The 21,244-nt window shown below is 66.9% G+C and carries 22 protein-coding genes; 13 read left to right on the plus strand and 9 right to left on the minus strand.

Annotated elements, in window-relative coordinates; all coding sequences use genetic code 11:
• From AC1DSC_RS00735 to nagZ, 12 genes are all read left to right on the plus strand, one after another.
• The gene (locus tag AC1DSC_RS00735; RefSeq protein ID WP_062362774.1) at nt 1–669 is read left to right on the plus strand and encodes a sigma-E factor negative regulatory protein; all 669 of its coding nucleotides are present in this window, start codon (nt 1–3) and stop codon (nt 667–669) included.
• A 20-nt stretch (nt 670–689) separates the two neighbouring features.
• On the plus strand, nt 690–1,760 hold the full coding sequence (locus AC1DSC_RS00740; RefSeq protein WP_012746542.1) for a MucB/RseB C-terminal domain-containing protein: 1,071 nt from the start codon (nt 690–692) through the stop codon (nt 1,758–1,760).
• A 99-nt stretch (nt 1,761–1,859) separates the two neighbouring features.
• Nucleotides 1,860–3,350 carry a DegQ family serine endoprotease gene (locus tag AC1DSC_RS00745; RefSeq protein ID WP_012746543.1) on the plus strand — a complete coding sequence of 497 codons (1,491 nt, stop codon included), beginning with the start codon at nt 1,860–1,862 and terminating at the stop codon, nt 3,348–3,350.
• A 522-nt stretch (nt 3,351–3,872) separates the two neighbouring features.
• Nucleotides 3,873–5,684 (plus strand): translation elongation factor 4, encoded by a 1,812-nt coding sequence (lepA, locus tag AC1DSC_RS00750; protein ID WP_012746544.1) that lies wholly within the window; start codon nt 3,873–3,875, stop codon nt 5,682–5,684.
• An 8-nt stretch (nt 5,685–5,692) separates the two neighbouring features.
• Complete coding sequence (lepB, locus tag AC1DSC_RS00755) at nt 5,693–6,658, plus strand: signal peptidase I (RefSeq protein ID WP_436287355.1); 966 nt, start codon at nt 5,693–5,695, stop codon at nt 6,656–6,658.
• A 31-nt stretch (nt 6,659–6,689) separates the two neighbouring features.
• Nucleotides 6,690–7,058 (plus strand): DUF4845 domain-containing protein, encoded by a 369-nt coding sequence (locus tag AC1DSC_RS00760; RefSeq protein ID WP_012746546.1) that lies wholly within the window; start codon nt 6,690–6,692, stop codon nt 7,056–7,058.
• Between the two features lie 17 nt (nt 7,059–7,075).
• Nucleotides 7,076–7,762 carry a ribonuclease III gene (gene rnc / locus AC1DSC_RS00765; protein ID WP_012746547.1) on the plus strand — a complete coding sequence of 229 codons (687 nt, stop codon included), beginning with the start codon at nt 7,076–7,078 and terminating at the stop codon, nt 7,760–7,762.
• 7 nt (nt 7,763–7,769) lie between these two features.
• On the plus strand, nt 7,770–8,735 hold the full coding sequence (gene era / locus AC1DSC_RS00770) for a GTPase Era (RefSeq protein ID WP_018903253.1): 966 nt from the start codon (nt 7,770–7,772) through the stop codon (nt 8,733–8,735).
• A 1-nt stretch (nt 8,736) separates the two neighbouring features.
• Nucleotides 8,737–9,510, plus strand: coding sequence for a DNA repair protein RecO (gene recO, locus AC1DSC_RS00775; protein WP_012746549.1), 774 nt, complete (start codon nt 8,737–8,739; stop codon nt 9,508–9,510).
• The gene (locus tag AC1DSC_RS00780) at nt 9,507–10,271 is read left to right on the plus strand and encodes a pyridoxine 5'-phosphate synthase (protein WP_436287356.1); all 765 of its coding nucleotides are present in this window, start codon (nt 9,507–9,509) and stop codon (nt 10,269–10,271) included. The genes recO and AC1DSC_RS00780 overlap by 4 nt, the downstream gene beginning before the upstream one ends.
• A gap of 13 nt (nt 10,272–10,284) precedes the next feature.
• On the plus strand, nt 10,285–10,677 hold the full coding sequence (gene acpS, locus AC1DSC_RS00785) for a holo-ACP synthase (RefSeq protein WP_012746551.1): 393 nt from the start codon (nt 10,285–10,287) through the stop codon (nt 10,675–10,677).
• Nucleotides 10,674–11,780, plus strand: a complete 1,107-nt coding sequence (gene nagZ, locus AC1DSC_RS00790) for a beta-N-acetylhexosaminidase (protein WP_012746552.1) — start codon at nt 10,674–10,676, stop codon at nt 11,778–11,780. The genes acpS and nagZ overlap by 4 nt, the downstream gene beginning before the upstream one ends.
• A 7-nt stretch (nt 11,781–11,787) precedes the next feature.
• On the opposite strand, the gene AC1DSC_RS00795 is transcribed toward nagZ, so the two are convergent.
• The 4 genes from AC1DSC_RS00795 to AC1DSC_RS00810 all read right to left on the minus strand — a co-directional run bounded on the left by AC1DSC_RS00795 (nt 11,788) and on the right by AC1DSC_RS00810 (nt 15,921).
• Complete coding sequence (locus AC1DSC_RS00795) at nt 11,788–12,321, minus strand: M48 metallopeptidase family protein (protein WP_027729518.1); 534 nt, start codon at nt 12,319–12,321, stop codon at nt 11,788–11,790.
• Nucleotide 12,322: 1 nt separating this feature from the next.
• The gene (locus AC1DSC_RS00800; protein ID WP_478131766.1) at nt 12,323–13,591 is read right to left on the minus strand and encodes an Hsp70 family protein; all 1,269 of its coding nucleotides are present in this window, start codon (nt 13,589–13,591) and stop codon (nt 12,323–12,325) included.
• The gene (gene lysS, locus AC1DSC_RS00805; RefSeq protein WP_436287358.1) at nt 13,588–15,150 is read right to left on the minus strand and encodes a lysine--tRNA ligase; all 1,563 of its coding nucleotides are present in this window, start codon (nt 15,148–15,150) and stop codon (nt 13,588–13,590) included. The genes AC1DSC_RS00800 and lysS overlap by 4 nt, the downstream gene beginning before the upstream one ends.
• Nucleotides 15,151–15,273: 123 nt before the next feature.
• Nucleotides 15,274–15,921 (minus strand): LON peptidase substrate-binding domain-containing protein, encoded by a 648-nt coding sequence (locus tag AC1DSC_RS00810; protein WP_436287359.1) that lies wholly within the window; start codon nt 15,919–15,921, stop codon nt 15,274–15,276.
• 49 nt (nt 15,922–15,970) lie between these two features.
• Between AC1DSC_RS00810 and AC1DSC_RS00815 the strand changes: the two genes are divergently transcribed.
• Nucleotides 15,971–16,531 carry a YggT family protein gene (locus tag AC1DSC_RS00815; protein ID WP_012746557.1) on the plus strand — a complete coding sequence of 187 codons (561 nt, stop codon included), beginning with the start codon at nt 15,971–15,973 and terminating at the stop codon, nt 16,529–16,531.
• Nucleotides 16,532–16,543: 12 nt separating this feature from the next.
• Here the strand turns inward: AC1DSC_RS00815 and accD are convergent, their stop codons facing one another.
• The 5 genes from accD to truA form a co-directional block, all read right to left on the minus strand.
• Nucleotides 16,544–17,416, minus strand: a complete 873-nt coding sequence (gene accD / locus AC1DSC_RS00820) for an acetyl-CoA carboxylase, carboxyltransferase subunit beta (protein WP_012746558.1) — start codon at nt 17,414–17,416, stop codon at nt 16,544–16,546.
• Between the two features lie 63 nt (nt 17,417–17,479).
• Nucleotides 17,480–18,337, minus strand: a complete 858-nt coding sequence (gene trpA / locus AC1DSC_RS00825) for a tryptophan synthase subunit alpha (protein ID WP_049808435.1) — start codon at nt 18,335–18,337, stop codon at nt 17,480–17,482.
• Nucleotides 18,338–18,408: 71 nt separating this feature from the next.
• On the minus strand, nt 18,409–19,686 hold the full coding sequence (gene trpB, locus AC1DSC_RS00830; RefSeq protein ID WP_012746560.1) for a tryptophan synthase subunit beta: 1,278 nt from the start codon (nt 19,684–19,686) through the stop codon (nt 18,409–18,411).
• A gap of 49 nt (nt 19,687–19,735) precedes the next feature.
• Complete coding sequence (locus tag AC1DSC_RS00835) at nt 19,736–20,431, minus strand: phosphoribosylanthranilate isomerase (protein ID WP_436287360.1); 696 nt, start codon at nt 20,429–20,431, stop codon at nt 19,736–19,738.
• Nucleotides 20,428–21,240: a tRNA pseudouridine(38-40) synthase TruA gene (gene truA / locus AC1DSC_RS00840; protein WP_436287361.1), complete on the minus strand. Its 813-nt coding sequence runs from the start codon at nt 21,238–21,240 to the stop codon at nt 20,428–20,430. Before truA ends, AC1DSC_RS00835 begins: the two co-directional genes overlap by 4 nt.
• Nucleotides 21,241–21,244: the final 4 nt, after the last annotated feature.

Here is a 21,244-nt window from a genome sequence, read left to right on the forward strand (position 1 = left end):
ATGAATCAGACGATGACGGTTCGTGAACAGGTGTCCGCATTGGCGGACGGTCATTTGCATGGCGAGGAGTTCGCGCGGGCCATCGACGCCGTCTGCGCGGAAGAAGACGCGCGCGGTGCCTGGCGCGCCTATCACCTGGTGGGCGACATCCTGCGCTCGGGTGCCCATTCGCCCTGCAGCGACAGCAACGCATTCCTGGCCCGCTTCCAGCAGCGCCTGGCCGCGGAGCCCGCCATTGCGGCGCCGGCACGGGTGCCGGCCGCTGAACCCGCGGTGCTGACGGCGCGCCGCAGGGCCGAGGCAGCCAATGAGCCGGTGTTCCGCTGGAAGCTGGTGGCCGGCGCGGCGTCGCTGGTGGCGGTTGCCGCGATCAGCTGGACCCTGGTCGGGAACGGCATCGGCGTGCCTTCGCCGGGTGCCCAGATCGCAGCAGCGCAGCCGCAGCCGGCCGCCAATTCCGTGCTGGCCGCCGCGGCCGCCAACAGCCAGCTTCCGCCCACCGCCGCGCTCACGCCAACCCGCGTGATGGTCGGCAACGGCAGCCCGCAGGTCATGCTGCGCGATCCGCGGCTCGACCAATTGCTCGAAGCGCACCAGCAAGCTGGCGGCGCATCGCAAATGCCTTCGGGCTTCCTGCGCAACGCGACCTTCGAAGGCCCTGCGCGCTGAGCCGCGCCCGTCTCTCTCCAATGACCGTTCAGATGCCGATCTCCGCACGCGCGTTCGCGCTGGTGTTCGCTGCTTTTTGTTTTGCGCAGATCGCGGCCGCGCAGACCCGGCCCGGACTGGCGAACGCCAAGGGGACGGCCTCGGCCCAGGCGGGCGATGCGCCGCCCCCGATGAGCGTCGTCGAATGGCTGCAGCGCATGCACACCGGGGCGCGGCAGCGCAATTACATCGGCACCTTCGTGGTGTCGGCCGCGGGCGGCGACCTGTCGAGCGCGCGCATCTGGCATGTGCGCGACGGCGACCTGCAGATCGAGCGCATCGAGGCGCTGTCGGGGCCGCCGCGCTCCACGTTCAGGCGCAACCACCATGTGATGACCTTCCTGCCCGAGGCGAAGGTCGTGAAGGTCGAGAAGCGCGAGAACCTCGACCTGTTCCCCAATCTGCCCGACAAGCCCGATTCGTCGATCGGCGATTTCTACGACGTTCGCGCCGTCGGCAAGGACCGCGTGGCGGGCTTCGATGCCGACGTGGTGCAGCTGGTGCCGCACGACGGACTGCGCTTCGGCTACCGCATCTGGAGCGAACGCCGCTCCGGCCTCGTGGTCAAGCTGCAGACCGTGGACGCCGAATCCCGCGTGGTGGAGCAATCGGCGTTTTCCGAATTGCAGCTCGACGCACCGATCAAGGCGCAGGCGCTCGCGCAGATGATGAGCAACACCAGCGGCTACCGCGTCGAAAAGCTGGAGCTCGAACGCACCAGCGCGCAGGACGAAGGCTGGGTGCTCAAGGCCCCGGTGGCCGGCTTCAAGCCGCGCAGCTTCTACCGGCGTCCGGCCGGCAGCGACAGCAAGGCGGGGCAGGACCGCACCGTCCAGTGGACCTTCTCCGATGGCCTGGCCTCGGTGTCGCTTTTCATCGAGCGTTACGATGAAAAGCGTGCGCCGCGCGATGGCGTACTGACGATCGGGGCCACCAACGCGATTCGCCGGCGATTGCCCGAGCCGGCGAGCGACTGGTGGCTGACCGCGGTGGGCGAGGTGCCGCAGCAGACGCTCAATGCGTTCGCTCAAAGCCTGGCGCGCACGCGCTGACCCGCTGCGCTTGCGCTGCGGATGGCGCTGAACCAAGTCGATATCACCGACTCATAGCTCTTCTTCTTTTGGCCGCTCTGTTCTTTTGAAAGAAAACCGATGATGTTCAAAGTCGAGGGACACAAGCTTCGTTCCTATCTCTTCGCCTTCGGCATGGCCTGCTCGGCTGCCGTGGCGTTCGTGCCGGCCGCGCCGGCCATGGCGCAGACGCCGCAGGCGCGCGGACTGCCCGATTTCGCCGATCTGGTGGAGCAGGTGGGGCCGGCCGTGGTCGGTATCCGCACGGTCGAGAAAGTGACCTCGGGCGGCGGCAGCGGCGAAATGGACGAGGAGATGCAGGAGTTCTTCCGCCGCTTCTTCGGGCAGCCGCTGCCGGGCAACCCGCGTCCGGGCCCGCGCCCGAACCGGCCGCAGCAGCCGCAGGAGGAAGAGCGTCCGCGCGGCGTGGGCTCGGGCTTCATCCTGTCGGCCGACGGCTACGTCATGACCAATGCCCACGTGATCGAGGATGCCTCTGAAATCCTCGTCACGCTGACCGACAAGCGCGAATTCAAGGCCAAGCTGATCGGTGCCGACAAGCGCAGCGACGTTGCCGTGGTCAAGATCGAGGCGACCAGCCTTCCGGTGGTGAAGATCGGCGACATCTCGAAGCTGCGCGTCGGCGAATGGGTCATGGCCATCGGTTCGCCCTTCGGCCTGGAGAACACCGTGACCGCCGGCATCGTGAGCGCGAAGCAGCGCGACACCGGCGACCTGGTGCCCCTGATCCAGACCGACGTGGCCATCAACCCCGGCAACTCGGGCGGCCCGCTGATCAACCTGCGCGGCGAAGTGGTGGGCATCAACAGCCAGATCTATTCGCGCTCGGGCGGCTACATGGGCATCTCGTTCTCGATCCCGATCGACGAGGCGATCCGCGTCAGCGACCAGCTGCGCGCCACCGGCCGTGTTTCGCGCGGGCTGATCGGCGTGACCATCGGCTCGGTCTCCAAGGATGTGGCCGAATCCATTGGCCTGGGCAAGGCGCGCGGTGCGCTCGTGAGCAGCGTGGTGCCGGGTTCGGCGGCCGACAAGGCCGGCGTGCGCGAGGGCGACATCATCACCAAGTATGGCGACAAGCTCATCGAGACCCCCAGCGACCTGTCGCGCTCGGTGGCCAGCACCAAGCCCGGCGCCAGGAACACGCTGACGGTGTTCCGCAACGGCAGCACGCGCGAGCTCTCGGTCACCGTGGCCGAGGGCGATCCGGAAGCCAAGCCGTCCAGCAAGCGCCAGCCCGAGCGCGAGGAGCCGCAGGCCAAGCCGTCGGCGGCCGGCAAGGCGCTCGGCCTCGTGGTGAGCGATCTGACCGACGCGCAGAAGAAGGAGCTCAAGATGCGCGGCGGCGTGCGCATCGAGGCGGCAAGCGATGGGGCTGCGCGGGCCGGGCTGCGCGAAGGGGACGTGATCCTGGCCGTGGGCAATATCGAGGTCTCGAGCGTCAAGGAGTTCGAGACCGCGGTCGCCAAGGCCGACAAGGGCAAGCCCCTGAGCGTGCTGTTCCGCCGCGGCGAATGGGCCCAGTACGCCCTGATCCGCCCCGCACGCTGATCCGGCCTTTCCGTCAAGTGGCCCCACCCGTCACTCGGGTTTGGGGCCTATTTTTTGAGGTGTTTGCGACGCTGGAGCGCCCGGTTTCAAAAAAATTTCCGGGCCAAAAGCGGCCCAGATTTGTTTGCGTTCACTAACTTTCTAAGAGGCTTAGGACGATTTTCGGTAGAATAGAAGCCATTGGGCGGCGGGTCCGCGCATAAGGGGAGAGCTTTCCTCCACCATGCGAGATGTCAGACAGCAGTCCACCGGCGCTCCACAGATCGCCCACAAGTTGTTCATGGAGTGCTCCACCGATCTTGTGGATAAGTTGTTTATATCTTTGATGTTGTGGACCTGCAACGACCCGTTTTGACCCTGTCCCCGGATGTACGTGCCTCCCTTTTTGCCTACAATGAAGTTCCAACTACTGCAGTTGCCATTGCTTGTTGGTTCAGGGCGCGTCTCCAGAAGACGCGCCCTTTTTTCTTGCCTGTCGCACTCTGCGCACGAGCCAATTCAAGTACTTAAGCGTTCCCGTTGATGAATCACATCAGAAATTTTTCGATCATTGCGCACATCGACCACGGCAAGTCGACGCTCGCGGACCGTTTGATCCAGCGTTGCGGCGGCCTCGCGGAACGCGAGATGGAAGCGCAGGTGCTCGACTCGATGGACATCGAAAAAGAGCGTGGGATAACCATCAAGGCGCAGACCGCCGCGCTGCACTACAAGGCACTCGATGGGCAGGTCTACAACCTCAATCTGATCGACACGCCGGGCCACGTCGACTTCTCTTATGAAGTGAGCCGCTCGCTGTCGGCGTGCGAAGGCGCGCTGCTCGTGGTCGATGCATCGCAGGGCGTCGAAGCGCAGACCGTGGCCAACTGCTACACCGCGCTCGACCTCGGCGTCGAGGTGGTGCCGGTGCTCAACAAGATGGATCTGCCCAATGCGGACCCCGACAACGCTCGCAGCGAAATCGAGGACGTGATCGGCATCGACGCGACCGATGCGATTCCGTGTTCCGCCAAGACGGGCCTGGGCATCGACGAGATCCTCGAAGCCATCGTGCACAAGATGCCCGCGCCGCGCGGCAATCCCGACGGCCCGCTGCGCGCGATGATCGTCGACAGCTGGTTCGATCCCTACGTGGGCGTGGTCATGCTGGTGCGCGTGGTGGACGGCCGCCTGGTGAAGGGCGAGCGCATCAAGATGATGGCGTCCGGCGCCATGTACAACGCCGACAACATCGGCGTCTTCACGCCGGCCAACGAACCGCGCGCATCGCTCGAGGCCGGCGAGGTGGGCTACATCATCGCGGGCATCAAGGAGCTGCAGGCCGCCAAGGTCGGCGACACCGTGACGCTGATCAAGCCGGGCACGGGCGGCGCGGCCGCCACCGCGACCGAGGCGCTGCCGGGCTTCAAGGAAATCCAGCCGCAGGTGTTTGCCGGCCTCTATCCGACCGAGGCCAGCGAGTACGACTCGCTGCGCGACGCGCTCGAAAAGCTCAAGCTCAACGATTCGTCGCTGCGCTACGAGCCCGAGGTGAGCCAGGCGCTGGGCTTCGGCTTCCGCTGCGGCTTTCTGGGCCTGCTGCACATGGAGATCGTGCAGGAGCGGCTGGAGCGCGAGTTCGACCAGGACCTGATCACGACCGCGCCGAGCGTGGTCTACCAGGTGGTGCGCAACGACGGCGAAGTCATCATGGTCGAGAACCCGTCCAAGATGCCCGACGTCGGCAAGATGAGCGAGATCCGCGAGCCGATCGTCACCGTGCACCTCTACATGCCGCAGGAATACGTCGGTGCGGTGATGACGCTGGCCAACCAGAAGCGCGGCGTGCAGATGAACATGGCCTACCACGGCCGCCAGGTCATGCTGACCTACGAGATGCCGCTCGGCGAAATCGTGCTCGACTTCTTCGACAAGCTCAAGTCGGTGAGCCGCGGCTATGCCTCGATGGACTACGAGTTCAAGGAATATCGCGCGTCCGACGTGGTCAAGGTCGACATCCTGCTGAACGGCGAGAAGGTCGATGCGCTGTCGATCATCGTGCACCGCAGCCAGTCGCAGTACCGCGGCCGGGCGGTGGTCTCGAAGATGCGCGAGATCATTTCGCGCCAGATGTTCGACGTGGCGATCCAGGCCGCCATCGGGGTCAACATCATTGCGCGTGAGACAATCAAGGCGCTGCGCAAGAACGTTCTTGCCAAGTGCTACGGCGGCGACATCACCCGCAAGAAGAAGCTGCTCGAGAAGCAGAAGGCGGGTAAGAAAAGAATGAAGCAGATCGGCTCCGTCGAGGTCCCGCAAGAGGCCTTCCTCGCGATTCTGCAAGTCGAAGACTGATCTCAAAAATGGCATTCATCACTTCCCTGGTCCTCGCGGCCTTTGCCGGCTATGTCGGTGCCTGGTACTTTGGTGCCATCGAGGGCAATTTCGCGCTCCTGCTGTTCCTGGCGACGGTGGTCACCGGCCTGTACTGGCTGGCCGAGCGCTTCTACTTCCTGCCCCGGCGCGAGCGCGCCGCCGCGGCGCTCGAGGCCTCGCTGAGCGAGCGCAACACGCGCCTGGCCGGCCAGGGCATCACGCAGGTCGACACCGTCGACGCCAAGGCCAGCGAGCGCCTGCTGATGCAGCCGTGGTGGCTCGACTGGACCGCGGGGCTGTTCCCGGTGATCCTGGTGGTGTTCCTGCTGCGCTCGTTCCTGTACGAGCCCTTCAAGATTCCGTCGGGTTCGATGATGCCGACGCTGCTCACGGGCGACCTGATCCTGGTGAACAAGTTCACCTACGGCCTGCGCCTGCCGGTCATCAACACCAAGATCACCGACGGCACGCCGCTGGCGCGCGGCGACGTGGTGGTGTTCCGCTATCCGCCCAAGCCGAGCATGGACTACATCAAGCGCGTGGTCGGCATCCCGGGCGACGAAGTGGCCTACCTGAACAAGAAGCTCACCATCAACGGCCAGCCGGTCTCCAAGACCCCGATGCCCGACTACCTCGACAGCGAGTCGATGCGCCTGCTCCGGCAGTTCAACGAAGACCTCGGCGGCAAGCAGCACAGGCTGCTCAACGACGATGCCGGTCCGGCTTTCGTGCAGGGTGCCAGCGACTTCCCGTACCGCGAGAACTGCCGCTACTCCGTCGAAGGCGTGGTCTGCAAGGTGCCGGCCGGCAACTACTTCATGATGGGCGACAACCGCGATAATTCGGCGGACTCGCGTTTCTGGGGCTTCGTTCCGGACAAGAACATCGTGGGCAGGGCGTTCTTCGTCTGGATGAACTTCGGCGACCTGGGTCGCATCGGTCCATTCCAATAAGCAGTCAGCATTGTTCGAGGGGTAAGAGGGCATGAGAACAAATCGGTCCATCCGCAGCAGGGCCGCGCACCAGCGCGGCATCTCGTTCATCGGTCTGGTGTTCGTCGCCGTGGTGCTGGGTTGCGTCGGCGTCGTCGTCGCGCAGGTCATCCCGACGCTGATCGAATGGCAGGCCATCGACAAGGCCGCCAACAAGGCCAAGGAAGGCACCACCGTGCCCGAAGTGCGCGCGATCTTCGACAGGGCCCAGGCCATCGACGACTTCCAGTCGGTCTCGGGCAAGGACCTCGACATCAAGAAGGTCGGCGACAAGGTGGTCGTCTCGTATGCCTACGAGCGCGAGATTCCCTTGTTCGGGCCGGCCTTCCTGGTGCTCAAGTACAAGGGCCAGACCCGCTGAACGCGGCGACACGCAAGGTGGACGGCGGCCTCACGGCGCTGCAGGAGCGCCTCAAGCATTCGTTCTCCGACACGCGGCTGCTCCAGCTCGCGCTCACGCACCGCAGTTTTTCGGCCGACCACAACGAGCGCCTCGAATTTCTCGGCGACTCGGTGCTCAATCTCGCGGTCTCGCACCTGCTCTACACCCGCCTCTCTGCCCTGCCCGAGGGCGACCTGTCGCGCGTGCGGGCCAACCTGGTCAAGCAGGACACCCTGCACCGCCTGGCGCTGGAGCTGCAGCTGTCGCCGCTGCTGCGGCTCGGCGAGGGCGAGGCGCGCTCCGGCGGGCCCAACCGGCCCTCGATCCTGGCCGACGCGCTCGAGGCGCTGATCGGCGCGGTCTACCTCGATGCCGGCTTTTCGGCCGCCGAGGCGCTGGTGCGGCGGCTCTACGAGTCGGTCGAGATCAATCCGCGCATGGACGCGGTGGCCAAGGATCCGAAGACCGAATTGCAGGAATGGCTGCAGGGTCACAAAATGAAGCTGCCGGTGTACCGCGTGGCGGCCACGCTCGGCGCAGCGCACAAGCAGACCTTCGATGTCGAGTGCGAGGTGCCGGAGCTGGGCCTGCGCGAACGCGGCATCGGTGGTTCGCGGCGCGCCGGCGAGCAGGCTGCCGCGGCGGCCATGTTGATCCGGCTCAAGGCACGCGGGGCCGCGTGAAATCAGAATGAACGACGCTATCAATTCAGCAGCAGAATCCCAGGGCCCGGCGGGCGATACGGGCGCAAGCGGCCCACAGCACTGCGGCCTGATCGCCATCGTCGGCAAGCCCAATGTGGGCAAGTCGACGCTGCTCAATGCGCTGGTGGGGCAGAAGATCAGCATCACCTCGCGCAAGGCGCAGACCACGCGGCACCGCATCACGGGCATGCGCACGCTGGGCGCCACGCAGTTCGTGTTCGTCGACACGCCGGGCTTCCAGACCCTGCATGCCAACGCGCTCAACAAGTCGCTCAACAAGACCGTGCAGGGCGCGGTCGGCGACGTGGACCTGATCCTCTTCGTGGTGGAAGCCGGCAGCTTCACGCCGGCCGACGAGCGGGTGCTCAAGCTGCTCGGCAAGGGCATCCCGACCGTGCTGCTCGCCAACAAGCTCGACAACGTGCATCGCCGCGGCGACATCGCGCCCTGGCTGCAGACCATGCAGGCGAAGCACTCCTTCGCCGAGTTCGTGCCGATGTCGGCCAAGAATGCCAAGGATGTCGAGCGCCTGTTCGGCATCTGCGAGAAGTACCTGCCCGAGCAGCCCTGGTTCTATGCCGAGGACGAGCTCACCGACCGCAGCGAGAAGTTCCTCGCGGGCGAGCTGGTGCGCGAAAAGCTGTTCCGCCTGACCGGCGACGAACTGCCCTACACCTCGACCGTGATCATCGACAAGTTCGAGGAAGAGCCGCCGCAGAAAAAGGGCCAGAAGCGCCTGCTGCGCATCGCCGCCACCATCGTGGTGGAGCGCGACGGCCACAAGGCCATGGTGATCGGAGACAAGGGCGAGCGCATCAAGCGCATCGGCATGGAAACCCGCGTCGAGCTCGAAAAGCTGGCCGACGCCAAGGTGTTCCTCGAACTGTGGGTCAAGGTGCGCTCGGGTTGGGCCGACGACGAGGCCCGCGTGCGTTCGTTCGGCTACGAATGAAGTGGCCGCTGCCCACCGCGTTTCGCACGAACCCGCGTACGTGCTCCATCGCTACGACTGGAGCGAGTCGAGCCTGATCCTCGAGGTCTTCACCCGCCACCACGGGCGCATCGCGCTGGTGGCCAAGGGGGCGAAGCGGCCGAGTTCCAATTTCAGGCCGGTGCTGCTGCCGCTGCAGCCGCTGCAGCTCAACTACGGCGGCGACGCCGAGATCCGCACGCTCAAGGGCGCCGAGTGGATGGGCGGCCACGTCATGCCGACCGGCGAGGCGCTGCTCTCGGGCTACTACGTCAACGAACTGCTGCTGCGCCTGCTGGCGCGGGACGATGCCCACGAGGCGCTGTTCGATGCCTATGCGGGCGTGGTCCAGGTGCTGGCCGGCGACCATGCCGGCGCGCAGGCCGCCACCCAGGCCGCGGCGCTGCGCGCCTTCGAGCTGCTGCTGCTGCGCGAAGTGGGCCTCCTGCCGTCGCTCGACGTGCAGACCCTCACGCTCGAGCCGCTCGTGGCCGATGCCCGCTACACCCTGGTGCCCGAAGCCGGCCTGCGGCTGGCGGCCGAAGGCGAGGCGGCGCTGTCCGGTGCCGACTGGCAGTCGCTGCAGGGCGTGCTCGACGACCGCGCGCCCTTCACGGCCACGCTGCGCGAGATCGCCACCATGAACGCCGGCAGCAACAGCGCCCTCAGGAACCAGCTGCGCGCGCTGCTCAACTACCATTGCGGTGTGTCCACGCTGCGCACGCGGCAGATGATGAGAGATTTGCAAGCCCTATGAGCACTTCCGGCCAATCCGCTACCACCTCGCTGTCGGTCAACCTCAACAAGGTGGCCCTGGTGCGCAATACGCGCCATCTCGGCATTCCGAGCGTGCTCACCGCCGCCAAGGCCTGCCTTGCCGCCGGAGCGCAGGGCATCACCGTGCACCCGCGGCCCGACGAGCGCCACATCCGGCCGCACGACGTGAGCGACCTGGCCGCGCTGCTGGCCAGGGACTGGCCCGCGATCGAGTTCAACATCGAAGGCAACCCCTTCCACAACCTGATGGACTTCGTGCGCGCGCTGAAGCCGCACCAGGCCACCTTCGTGCCCGACAGCGAAACCCAGTCGACCAGCGACCATGGCTGGAGCTTCCCCGAAGACGCCGAGCGGCTGCGCCCGCTGATTGCCGAAGCCAAGGCGCTGGGCGTGCGCGTGAGCCTCTTCATGGACCCCATTCCCGAGATGATGGCCGCGGCCAAGGCGGTGGGCGCCGACCGTGTCGAGCTCTATACCGAGGGCTATGCCTCATCGCGCGGCACGCCGGACGAGCAGGCCGTGCTGGCGCGCTATGTCGAAGCCGCCCGCGCGGCGCAGGCGGCGGGCCTCGGCCTCAATGCGGGCCACGACCTGAGCCGCGACAACCTCACGCCGTTCCTGCGTGCGGTGCGCGGCGTCCAGGAGGTGTCGATCGGGCATGCCTTCATCGCCGATGCGCTCGAACTCGGCTACGCCGCCACCACCAAGGAATACCTGCGCTGCATCCAAGAGGCGCAGTGAGCGCTGCAGCGGCATGATCTACGGCATTGGTACCGACATCTGCGATCTGCGGCGCATCGCAGCAACCTTCGAGCGCCAAGGCGAGCGCTTTGCCCACCGGGTGCTCAGCGACGCGGAATTCGCGGTCTGGAAGGCCCGCAGCGAACGCTGGCCCAAGCGCGGCCTGAGCTATCTCGCCACGCGTTTTTCCGCCAAGGAGGCCTTCAGCAAGGCCATCGGCCTGGGCATGCGCATGCCGATGAGCTGGCGCCTGTGCGAGATCGCCAACCTGCGCAGCGGCAAGCCCGTCATCGTGCTGCATGGCGAGCTCAAGGAGTGGTTCGAGGCCCGCGGCCTCACGGCCCACGTCACCGTGACCGACGAAACCGAATACGCCGCGAGCTTCGTGGTGGTGGAGAAACTATGACCGCCGGGCCCGCCCGTACCCACGCGCCGCTGATCATCGACGTGGCGGCGACCGAACTGAACGACGCCGACCGCCGGCGCATCGCCAATCCGCTGGTCGGCGGCGTGATCCATTTCGCCCGCAACTGGCAGGACCGTGCGCAGATGAGCGCGCTCAATGCCGAGATCAAGGCGATCCGCCCCGACCTGCTGATCTGCGTGGACCATGAAGGCGGCCGGGTGCAGCGCTTTCGCACCGACGGCTTCACGCGCCTGCCCTCGATGCGCGCGCTCGGCGAGCTGTGGATGCGCGACGCCATGCGCGCCACGCAGGCGGCCACCGCCGCCGGCCAGGTGCTTGCCGCCGAACTGCGCGCCTGCGGCGTCGACTTCAGCTTTGCGCCGGTGCTCGACCTCGATTACGGCGGCAGCAGCGTGATCGGCGACCGCAGCTTCCACCGCGACCCGCGCGTGGCGGCGCTGCTGGCCAAGAGCCTGATGCACGGCATGCTGCAGATGGGCATGCGCAACTGCGGCAAGCACTTTCCGGGGCACGGCTTCGTCACCGCCGATTCGCATGTGGAAATCCCGGTCGACCGGCGCAGCCTCAAGGCCATCCTGGCCGACGATGCGCGGCCCTACGACTGGCTCGCGGGCACGCTCACCGCAGTGATGCCGGCGCACGTGATCTATCCGAAGGTCGACAAGCGGCCCGCGGGCTTTTCTTCCAGGTGGCTGGAGGACATCCTGCGCAGCAGGCTCGGTTTCGATGGCGCCATCTTCAGCGATGACCTGAGCATGGAAGCAGGGCGCTACATCGACGGCGAGCTGCTGAGCTATGCCGATGCCGCGCTGGCGGCACTCGATGCGGGCTGCGACCTGGCGATGCTGTGCAACCAGAGCATCGGCGATGGCCGCCCGCTCGACGAACTGCTCGACGGCTTTGCCGCCGCGGCCAGTGCGGGGCGCTGGCAGCCCGATGCGAACAGCGAGGCGCGCCGCCGGGCGCTGCTGCCGGAAACGCCGCCGCTCGGCTGGAACGCGCTCGCCGATTCGGCGGGCTATCGGCAGGCGAGGCAAGTGCTTGCGCAGGCCGGGCTTGCGGCGCCTCGACAGGGCGCCTGAGGGACGGCTACGGCGCGGCGCCCGGCGCCGGCAGCGAACTTGCCCACAGCCGCTCGCCGCCCGAATCCAGGTGCGTCAGGTACAGCCGGACATCGAATTCGAGCCGGTGGTAGTCCGGCTCCATGTGCTCGCAGAGCGCATAGAAGCTCTTGTCATGGTCGCGCTCCTTCATGTGCGCGAGCTCGTGGACCACGATCATGCGCAGCCATTCCAGCGGCACTTCCCTGAACAGGCTCGCCACCCGGATCTCGCGCTTGGTCTTGAGCTTGCTGCCCTGCACGCGCGAAACGGTGGTGTGGGTGCCGAGCGCATTGCGGATCACATGCAGCTTGCTGTCGAACGCCACCTTGGAAAGCGGCGGGGCCTTGCGCATGAAATCGCTCTTGAGCTCGCTCACGTAGTCGTAGAGCGCACGGTCCGTCTGCACCTCGTGAAGCGGGCCGGGATAGCGCTTGCGCAGCAGCGGCGCGAGCCCTTCGGTGGCGACCAGCTGCTGCACCTGCGCCAGCAGCGCGGGTGGGTAGCCTGCGAGATATTTCATTTCATGCCACCGGTCCCGCGCAGGCGAGCCCGGTAGCCACGCCGCCGAACAGGTCGCCCTCGACCAGGTTCACGCCCGCGAAGCTCCTGCGCAAGGCCTGCTGGAACGGCCGCAGCGCCGAGGAGCCGCCCGTCAGGTAGATGGCGTCGAGGTCGCCGCTGCGCAGGCCGGCGCGCTTGACGCAGGCGTGCGCGCAGGCAACCACGTTCTCGAGCAGCGGGGAAAGCTGCTGCGCCATGTCGGCGGGCGAGAGCGAGGCGGCCAGCCCCGGCTCGGCGCACGAGAGGTCGATGGCGGTGGGCGCATCGTTCACCGAGGCATCGATCTTCGCCTGCTCGACCTCGCTCGCAATACGGTGGCCGTGGCGCTCTTCGAGCACCGTCATCAGCCGGTCGTGCAGCCGCGTGTCGCTGTAGCTCGTGCGCAGGTCCTTGGCCTGCCGCACCGCCTTGGCCGCATAGAGCCAGTTGATCAGGTGCCAGGACGAAAGCTCGAAGAACACCTTGCTCGGCACTTCGCGCCCCTGCGCGCCCGTGTGGCGAAAGCCGAATTCCGGCATGACGCGGTCCAGGTTCAGGCGCTGGTCGAAGTCGGTGCCGCCGATGTGCACGCCGCTGGTGGCCAGCACGTCGCTGCTGCGGTCTTCGCGCGCGGCGCGCTCCGGGCCCACGCGCACGACGGTGAAGTCGGAGGTGCCGCCGCCGACGTCGACGATCAGCACCAGCGATTCCTTCGCAACGCGCTGTTCGTAGTCGAAGGCCGCTGCAATCGGCTCAAGTTGAAAGGCGATGTCGCGGAACCCGGCTGCTCGGGCCGCGTGGCGCAGGCTTTCTTCCGCGCGCTCATCCCGTTTGGAATCGTCATCGACGAAGTGCACGGGCCGGCCGATCACGACGCGCTCCGGCACCCGGCCCAGTTCGCGGCCCGCGCGCTGCGCGAGTTCGCGCAGGAAGCGCGCGATGATGTCCTCGAAGCTCACGAGGCCGTCGTAGATGGCCGTTTTCTCCTGCATCAGCGCGCTGCCGAGCAGGCTCTTGAGCGAGCGCATGAGACGGCCTTCGACGCCCGCCAGGTAGAGCGCGATGGCCTCGCGGCCGAAATGCGTCGTGCGGTCTTCGGCGTTGAAGAAGATCGCGGTCGGCAGCGTGGTGGCCGCGCCTTCGATCGGCAGCAGCCGGGCGGCGCCGTCGACCCGGCAGGCCACGGCGGAATTGGAGGTGCCGAAGTCGATGCCGATCGTCGGCAGCGACGACGGTAACTTCACGCTCAAGATTCCCTGCGCAGCGCCGGGAACAGGATCACGTCGCGGATGCTCGGCGAATCGGTCAGCAGCATCATCAGCCGGTCGATGCCGATGCCGCAGCCGCCGGTGGGCGGCATGCCGTATTCGAGCGCACGCACGAAGTCGTGGTCGTAGAACATGGCCTCGTCGTCGCCGCTGTCCTTGGCGGCCACCTGCGCGTTGAAGCGCGCGGCCTGGTCCTCGGCGTCGTTGAGCTCGCTGAAGCCGTTGCCGAATTCGCGGCCCGTGATGTAGAGCTCGAAGCGCTCGGTGACCTCCGGGCGCTCGTCGTTGGCGCGCGCGAGCGGCGAAATTTCGGTCGGGTGCTCCATGATGAAGGTCGGCTGCCAGAGCTTCTCTTCCACCGTCTCTTCGAAGTACATGACCTGCAGGCTGGCGAGGCTGCGCTGCGAGAGCTTGTCCTTTTCTTCGTTCAGCCCGAGCTTGCGCAGGGCGTTGATGAGCCAGGCGCTGTCGTCGACGCCGGGGCCGGCTTCCGTGTACTTGAGGATGGCCTCGCGGATCGTCAGGCGCTCGAAGGGCTGGGTCAGGTCGACCGGCTTGCCCTGGTAGGTGAGCTGCTGCGTACCCACGGCCTTGTCGGCAATGGTGCGGATCAGCGTCTCGGTGAAGTCCATCAGGTCGCGGTAGTTCCAGTAGGCCGCGTAGAACTCCATCATCGTGAACTCGGGGTTGTGCCGCACCGAGATGCCCTCGTTGCGGTAGCTCCGGTTGATCTCGAACACGCGCTCGAAGCCGCCGACGATCAGGCGCTTGAGGTAGAGCTCGGGCGCGATGCGCAGGAACATCTCCTGGTCGAGCGCGTTGTGGTGCGTCTTGAAGGGCTTGGCGTTGGCGCCGCCGGGAATGGGGTGCAGCATCGGCGTCTCGACTTCGAGGAAGCCGTGGCCCACCATGAATTCGCGCAGCGCGCTCACGGCCTTGCTGCGCGCGGTGAAGCGCACGCGGGCGGTTTCGTCGGTGATCAGGTCGACGTAGCGCTGGCGGTACTTCTGCTCCTGGTCGGCCATGCCGTGGAACTTGTCGGGCAGCGGGCGCAGGCTCTTGGTGAGCAGGCGCAGCTTGGTGACCTTGACCGACAGCTCGCCGGTCTTGGTCTTCATCAGCGTGCCTTCGGCGCCCACGATGTCGCCCAGGTCCCAGCGCTTGAACTCGGCGTAGGCTTCCTCGCCGATGGCATCGCGCGTGACGTAGAGCTGGATGCGGCTGGTGGCATCCTGCACCGTGGCGAAGCTGGCCTTGCCCATCACGCGCTTGAGCATCATGCGGCCGGCCACGCTCACGGCAACGGCCTGCGCCTCGAGCGCTTCGGCATCGGCGGCGCCATGCGCCTCGATCAGCGCGGCGGCGCGGTGGCCCGGCTTGAAGTCGTTCGGAAACGCAACCCCCTTGCCCTCGGCCTGGGCGGCGCGCATCAGCTTGAGCTTTTCGCGGCGCTCCGCGATGAGCTGGTTGTCGTCGACGGCAGGCGCGGCGGCCGGAGCTGCGGCGGGCGTGGGAATGGAGGGGATCAGGTGGTCGGACATGAAGTGCGGGTGGGGGCGCAACAAAAGCGAGCGCAACCCAGCATTTTAGCCGATCGGGTGCAAACGGAACCGGCCTCCAGTGCCCGCCAATCCTGCTCGAAACGCTATGAAAGAAATAGCAATCTATTCAGTGATGCCCGCACGTGCCAGCAGATCGCTGACCAGTTCGAGCCGCATCAGCGGACTGTCGAGCTCCATGAGCCGCTGCCGCAGTTCGAGCTGCATGGGCACCAGTTCGCACCAGCGGTTGGCCACCCAGCCGCAATCGTCGAAGCGGTAGGGCTCGCCGACGGGCAGGCGCAGGGCCTCGGCGCCCTGCGCGCGGCGGCGTTCTTCGAGGGTATTGACGAGGCGCCGCAGCGCCGTGGCGGTGTGCTGGAGGTCGCCTGGAATTTCGAGCGCCGTGTCTTCGGCCACGGCTTCGACTTCGGCAACCCACAAGCCGTATTTCTGCAGTTCGGCGGCGCGGACCCGGAAGCGCTGCGTGCCGACGCATTCGATCTGCAGCAGGCCGCTTTGCGGCGAATCGAATTCGCGGATGACCGCCAGCGTGCCGACGGCCGCGAAGCTCTCCGCCTCGGCGCCGGCCTTGCGCACCTCGCTGCCGCTCGTGAGGCTGACCACGCCGAAGGGCGCGTCGGCCTTGCGGCATTTGCCGACCATGTCGAGATAACGTACTTCGAAAATACGCAGCGGGAGCACGCCGTCCGGAAACAGGACCGTGCCGAGCGGGAACAATGGCAGTGAATGCAAAAGGGGCTGTGTGGTCATCGATGAACCTTGCATGGCTATCATCGCATTCCCCTCACGACCACGCCCCATGCTCTACCAGATCCCCTCGTTCCTTCTCGACGTGATCGTCGGCCTGCTCGGCGGCGCCTGCCTGCTGCGCCTTTACATGCAGTACCACCGCGTGCCTTTCGGCAATCCGCTCGGGCGCTTCATATTCGCGATCACCGACTGGATCGTGCTGCCGCTGCGCCGCATCGTGCCGCCGGTGAAGCGCTGGGACCTGGCGAGCGCCATCGCGGCCTGGCTGCTCGTGCTGGCCAAGTTCCTGCTGCTGTGGCTTTTGATCGGCAACCTGGGCCGGATTGCCACCCTGCCGCTCGTTTCGCTGGTGGGGCTGCTGCAGCTCGCGGTGTCGGGGCTGACGGCGCTGCTGGTGGTCTATGCTGTGCTGTCGTGGATACCGGGCGCGTCGCCGATGCTGCTCGACCTGATCTCGCGGCTGGCCGAACCGCTGGTGCGGCCGTTCCGCCGGTTCATCCCGCTGATCGGCGGCGTGGACCTGTCGCCCCTGGCCGCGATCGTGGTGCTGCAGGTGATTGCGATCGTGCTGGGCAACCTGCTGGTGCTGGCTTACCAGTTGGGTGCCTGACCGGTCTTTCGTTCAGCTGACCGCGTCGGCCGGCTGGCGCAGCAGCATGGCGAGCGTGCTCGCAATGGTCTTGCGCAGCTCGCGGCGGTCGCTGATGAAGTCGATCGCGCCCTTGGTCTGCAGGAACTCCGCGCGCTGGAAGCCTTCGGGCAAGGTCACGCGCACGGTCGATTCGATCACGCGCGGGCCGGCAAAGCCGATCAGCGCCTTGGGTTCGGCAATGACCACGTCGCCCACGAAGGCGAAGCCGGCCGAGACGCCGCCCATGGTCGGGTCGGTCAGCACGCTGATGTAGGGCAGGCCCTTCTTGGCGAGGCGGGTGAGCGCCGCGTTGGTCTTGGCCATCTGCATGAGCGAGAGCAGGCCTTCCTGCATGCGGGCGCCGCCGGTGGCGGTGAAGCAGATGAACGGCACCTTCTGCTCGATGGCCGTCTCGACGCCGCGCACGAAGCGCTCGCCGACCACGCTGCCCATGCTGCCGCCCATGAATTCGAATTCGAAGCAGGCCACGACCACGCTGATGCTGTGGACCGAGCCGCCCATGACGACCAGGGCGTCGGTCTCGCCGGTGTTCTCGAGCGCTTCCTTGAGCCGTTCGGGGTACTTGCGGCTGTCCTTGAACTTGAGCGCGTCCACCGGGAGCACTTCCTGGCCGACTTCGTAGCGGCCCTCGGCGTCGAGGAAGGCGTCGAGCCGCGCGCGGGCGCCGATGCGGTGGTGGTGGCTGCAGCTCGGGCAGACGTTCTGGTTGTGTTCGAGGTCGGTCTTGTAGAGAACGGTCTCGCAGGCGGGGCACTTGATCCACAGGCCCTCGGGCACCTGGCGGCGCTCCGACGGGTCGGTTTGTGCGATCTTGGCGGGTAGCAGTTTTTCAAGCCAGCTCATAGGACTCCGATTTAGCTCCCCCCGCCCGCGTGCGGGAGAGGGGCTGGGTGAGGGCAGCAGCGATTATCGGCCAGCCGCGTTCTTGGGGGTAGCCGCCGGCAGGGCATCGAGCGCCTCGCGGATACCGGCGAGGAATTCGCGCACCGCGGGCACCACCTTCTCGCGCGGCTGCCCGTCGATCAGCTGGATGATCCTGGTGCCGATCACGACCGCATCGGCGGCCGAACCGACGGCCTGCGCCGTGCGCGCATCGCGGATGCCGAAGCCCACGCCCACCGGGATGCTCACGTGCTCGCGGATGCGCGGGATCATCTGGCCGACCGCCTCGGTGTCGAGGTGGCCGGCGCCTGTCACGCCCTTGAGCGACACGTAGTAGACATAGCCGCTCGCGATGCGCGCGACCTGCGCCATGCGCTCGCTGGTACTGGTGGGGGCGAGCAGGAAGATCAGGTCGATGCCCGCGGCCTTCAGGTCGGCGGCGAAAGCCTCGCACTCCTCGGGCGGGTAGTCGACCACCAGCAGGCCGTCGACGCCTGCAGCCGACGCATCGCGGATGAAGGCCTTCTTGCCATGCACGAGGTCGTAGCGCTCGACCGGGTTCGCATAGCCCATCAGCACCACGGGCGTCGCCGCGTCCTTCTGGCGGAAGGCGGCCACCATGGCGAGCACCTGCTTCATGCCGACGCCCAGCGCCAGCGCGGCCTCGCCGGCCTTCTGGATCACCGGGCCATCGGCCATCGGGTCGGAGAACGGCACGCCGAGCTCGATCACGTCGGCGCCGGCCTCGACCATGCCGTGCATCAGCTCGGGCGTGATGTCGGCGAAGGGGAAGCCGGCGGTGACGTAGGGAATCAGGGCGCGGCGGCCGTCTTTTTTCAGCGCGTCGAAGGTGGCGGCAATGCGGCCAGCGCGGGCCCCCACGCTTGCCACTTCGTGTGCTGCGCTGCCCCCCGAGGGGGCGTTCGCACCTTGGAGCGGTCCTGCGGTGCTCATCACTTGCCTCCCTTCACGCTCAGGCCGCGCATCGAGGGCCGGTCGTAGAAGTCGACGCCCGACAGGTCGGCGACGGTGCCGATGTCCTTGTCGCCGCGGCCCGAGAGGTTCACGAGGATCGACTGGTCCGGCCGCATGGTCTTGGCGAGTTTCATGGCGTAGGCCACGGCGTGGCTCGATTCGAGGGCCGGAATGATGCCTTCGGTGCGGCACAGGTAGTGAAAGGCTTCGAGTGCCTCAGCGTCGGTGATGCCGACGTACTCGGCGCGGCCGATGTCGGCCAGGTAGGCGTGCTCGGGGCCCACGCCGGGGTAGTCGAGACCGGCGCTGATGCTGTGCGTTTCGGTCACCTGGCCGTCCTCGTTCTGCAGCAGGTAGGTACGGTTGCCGTGCAGCACGCCCGGGCTGCCGCGCAGGATGGATGCCGAGTGCTTGCCGCTGTCGAGCCCCTCGCCCGCGGCCTCCACGCCGATCAGGCGCGTGCCTTCGAACGGGATGTAGGGATGGAAGATGCCCATCGCGTTGCTGCCGCCGCCCACGCAGGCCACCACCACGTCGGGCTGCCGGCCTTCGGCTTCGCCGGTGATGCCCTGGGCCGCGAGCATGGCGGGCATCTGGTCGATGCACTCCGTGCCGATCACGCTCTGGAAGTCGCGCACCATGGTCGGGTAGGGGTGCGGGCCGGCCACGGTGCCGATGATGTAGAAGGTGTTCTCCACGTTCGTGACCCAGTCGCGCATGGCCTCGTTGAGCGCGTCCTTCAGCGTCTTGCTGCCCGACTCCACCGGCACCACGGTGGCGCCCAGCAGGTTCATGCGGTAGACGTTGGGGCTCTGGCGCTTCACGTCCTGGCTGCCCATGTAGACCACGCATTCGAGGCCGTAGCGTGCGCAGATGGTGGCAGTGGCCACGCCATGCTGGCCTGCGCCGGTCTCGGCGATCACGCGGGGCTTGCCCATGCGGCGCGCGAGCATCGCCTGGCCGATCACGTTGTTGATCTTGTGCGCGCCGGTGTGGTTGAGGTCTTCGCGCTTCAGGTAGATCTGCGCGCCACCCATCTCGCGGCTGGTGCGCGCCGCGTGGTAGACCGGCGAGGGGCGGCCGACGAAGTGCTTGAGTTCGTAGTGGAATTCGGCGAGGAAGGCCGGATCGTCCTTGTACTTCGCGTAGGCGTCGCGCAGCTCGTTGATCGCGTGGGTGAGCGTTTCGCTCGCGAAGGTGCCGCCGTAGTTGCCGAAGTGGCCGGTGGCGTCGGGTTGCTGATAGTTGGTTCGCATGGTTCTCGATCGTTGGGCCGCAGCCCGAAATCACGATCGGGTGCGGCGGCTAACTGGAGAAGGAGGCGTCGGCGGCCCTGACGGCGGCGACGAATTGCCGGATCTTTCCGGCGTCCTTCAGGCCCTTGTTCCCGGGACCGTCGATTTCGACGCCCGAGCTCACATCAACGGACAGCGTCTTGCAGCGCGTCCGCAGGATGCGAATGCCATCGCTCACGTTTGCAGGTGTGAGCCCACCACTCAAGACGAGGTGAGCGTCGACGGCGGGTGGAAGAAGTGACCAATCGAATGCCTTGCCGCCACCGCCATAACCTTCGACATGGGCGTCGAGCAGGATGGCCTGGGCGTGGGAGTAATCGGACGCGTATTTTACGAGGTCGAAGCCGGCTCCGGCGGCGCCCAGCGGAATACGGGCCGCGCGCATGTAGCGAAAGCGCCCCGGGCCGGTGGCCTGCTCGCACTGTTCGGACGTTTCTTCGCCGTGGAACTGCGCGATCGCGCCCTTCACGCGGGAAAGCGCTGCTATGACTTTGGGAGCATCCTCGTTCACGAACAGCAGCACCGGCGTGATGAAGGGCGGCAGGCGCGAGGCGAGTTCGGCGGCGCGCTCGGCCGTCACGGCGCGGGGGCTTTTCGCGTAGAGCACGAAGCCGATGGCATCGGCGCCGGCCTCGATCGCGGCATCCACGTCGGCCTCGCGCGTGAGGCCGCAGATCTTGATGCGGGTGCGGGGAGCGGCAGTCATGGCGGCCCATCATAAGGAGCGCCGCCGGCCTGCAGCGTGGCCTCGGCCGGCAGACCCCACTTGGCGTCGTACAACGGCCCGAGAAAATACAGCCCGTTGGCCGAGAAGGTGGGCGCCGCCACCTTGCGGCTGCGCGCCTCGAGCACTTCGGTGATCCATTCGGGCCGTTCGTCGCCGCGGCCGATGCGCACGAGGCAGCCCATCAGGTTGCGGATCATGTGGTGCAGGAAGGCATCGGCCTCGAACTCGAAGTGCCAGCGGCAGCGGTCGCCGCTGCCGTGGCGCGTGATCTCGATGCGCCGCAGGTCCTTGACCGGCGAGCGGGCCTGGCAGGCCGAGGCGCGGAAGGAGCTGAAGTCGTGCTTGCCCACCAAGAGGGCGGCGGCGGCGCGCATCGCATCGCCGTCGAGCGGATGCATCGACCAGCCGACCCGGCCCGAATCGAGGCTGGGCCGCACGGGCGACTGCGACAGCACGTAGAGGTAGCGCCGCGCCAGCGCACTGGCGCGGCAATGGAATTCGTCCGGCACCGGCTGCGCCCACTGCACCGCGATGTCGTCGGGCAGGAAGCGGTTGGTGCCGCGCATCCAGGAGAAGGGCTCGCGTTCGACGGTGGTGTCGAAGTGCACCACCTGCATCAGCGCATGCACGCCGGCGTCGGTGCGGCCGGCGCACAGCGTGCCGATGGGCTGCGCCGCGAACTTGGCGAGCGCCGCTTCGAGCTTGTCCTGCACCGTGCGGCCCGAACGCTGGCTCTGCCAGCCCTCGTACGCCTGGCCGTTGTAGCGGATGCCTAGCGCCAGCCTCACGAAT

The sequence above is a fragment of the Variovorax sp. 01N425 genome (genome assembly GCF_056399465.1).

What these genes read in the sequence shown, in the direction of transcription:
- AC1DSC_RS00735 (WP_062362774.1), top strand. Translation starts at nt 1, where the DNA reads ATGAATCAGACGATGACGGTTCGTGAACAGGTGTCCGCATTGGCGGAC.
- AC1DSC_RS00740 (WP_012746542.1), top strand. Translation starts at nt 690, where the DNA reads ATGACCGTTCAGATGCCGATCTCCGCACGCGCGTTCGCGCTGGTGTTC.
- AC1DSC_RS00745 (WP_012746543.1), top strand. Translation starts at nt 1,860, where the DNA reads ATGATGTTCAAAGTCGAGGGACACAAGCTTCGTTCCTATCTCTTCGCC.
- lepA (WP_012746544.1), top strand. Translation starts at nt 3,873, where the DNA reads ATGAATCACATCAGAAATTTTTCGATCATTGCGCACATCGACCACGGC.
- lepB (WP_436287355.1), top strand. Translation starts at nt 5,693, where the DNA reads ATGGCATTCATCACTTCCCTGGTCCTCGCGGCCTTTGCCGGCTATGTC.
- AC1DSC_RS00760 (WP_012746546.1), top strand. Translation starts at nt 6,690, where the DNA reads ATGAGAACAAATCGGTCCATCCGCAGCAGGGCCGCGCACCAGCGCGGC.
- era (WP_018903253.1), top strand. Translation starts at nt 7,770, where the DNA reads ATGAACGACGCTATCAATTCAGCAGCAGAATCCCAGGGCCCGGCGGGC.
- AC1DSC_RS00780 (WP_436287356.1), top strand. Translation starts at nt 9,507, where the DNA reads ATGAGCACTTCCGGCCAATCCGCTACCACCTCGCTGTCGGTCAACCTC.
- acpS (WP_012746551.1), top strand. Translation starts at nt 10,285, where the DNA reads ATGATCTACGGCATTGGTACCGACATCTGCGATCTGCGGCGCATCGCA.
- nagZ (WP_012746552.1), top strand. Translation starts at nt 10,674, where the DNA reads ATGACCGCCGGGCCCGCCCGTACCCACGCGCCGCTGATCATCGACGTG.
- AC1DSC_RS00795 (WP_027729518.1), bottom strand. Translation starts at nt 12,321, where the DNA reads ATGAAATATCTCGCAGGCTACCCACCCGCGCTGCTGGCGCAGGTGCAG.
- lysS (WP_436287358.1), bottom strand. Translation starts at nt 15,150, where the DNA reads ATGTCCGACCACCTGATCCCCTCCATTCCCACGCCCGCCGCAGCTCCG.
- AC1DSC_RS00810 (WP_436287359.1), bottom strand. Translation starts at nt 15,921, where the DNA reads ATGACCACACAGCCCCTTTTGCATTCACTGCCATTGTTCCCGCTCGGC.
- AC1DSC_RS00815 (WP_012746557.1), top strand. Translation starts at nt 15,971, where the DNA reads ATGCTCTACCAGATCCCCTCGTTCCTTCTCGACGTGATCGTCGGCCTG.
- accD (WP_012746558.1), bottom strand. Translation starts at nt 17,416, where the DNA reads ATGAGCTGGCTTGAAAAACTGCTACCCGCCAAGATCGCACAAACCGAC.
- trpB (WP_012746560.1), bottom strand. Translation starts at nt 19,686, where the DNA reads ATGCGAACCAACTATCAGCAACCCGACGCCACCGGCCACTTCGGCAAC.
- AC1DSC_RS00835 (WP_436287360.1), bottom strand. Translation starts at nt 20,431, where the DNA reads ATGACTGCCGCTCCCCGCACCCGCATCAAGATCTGCGGCCTCACGCGC.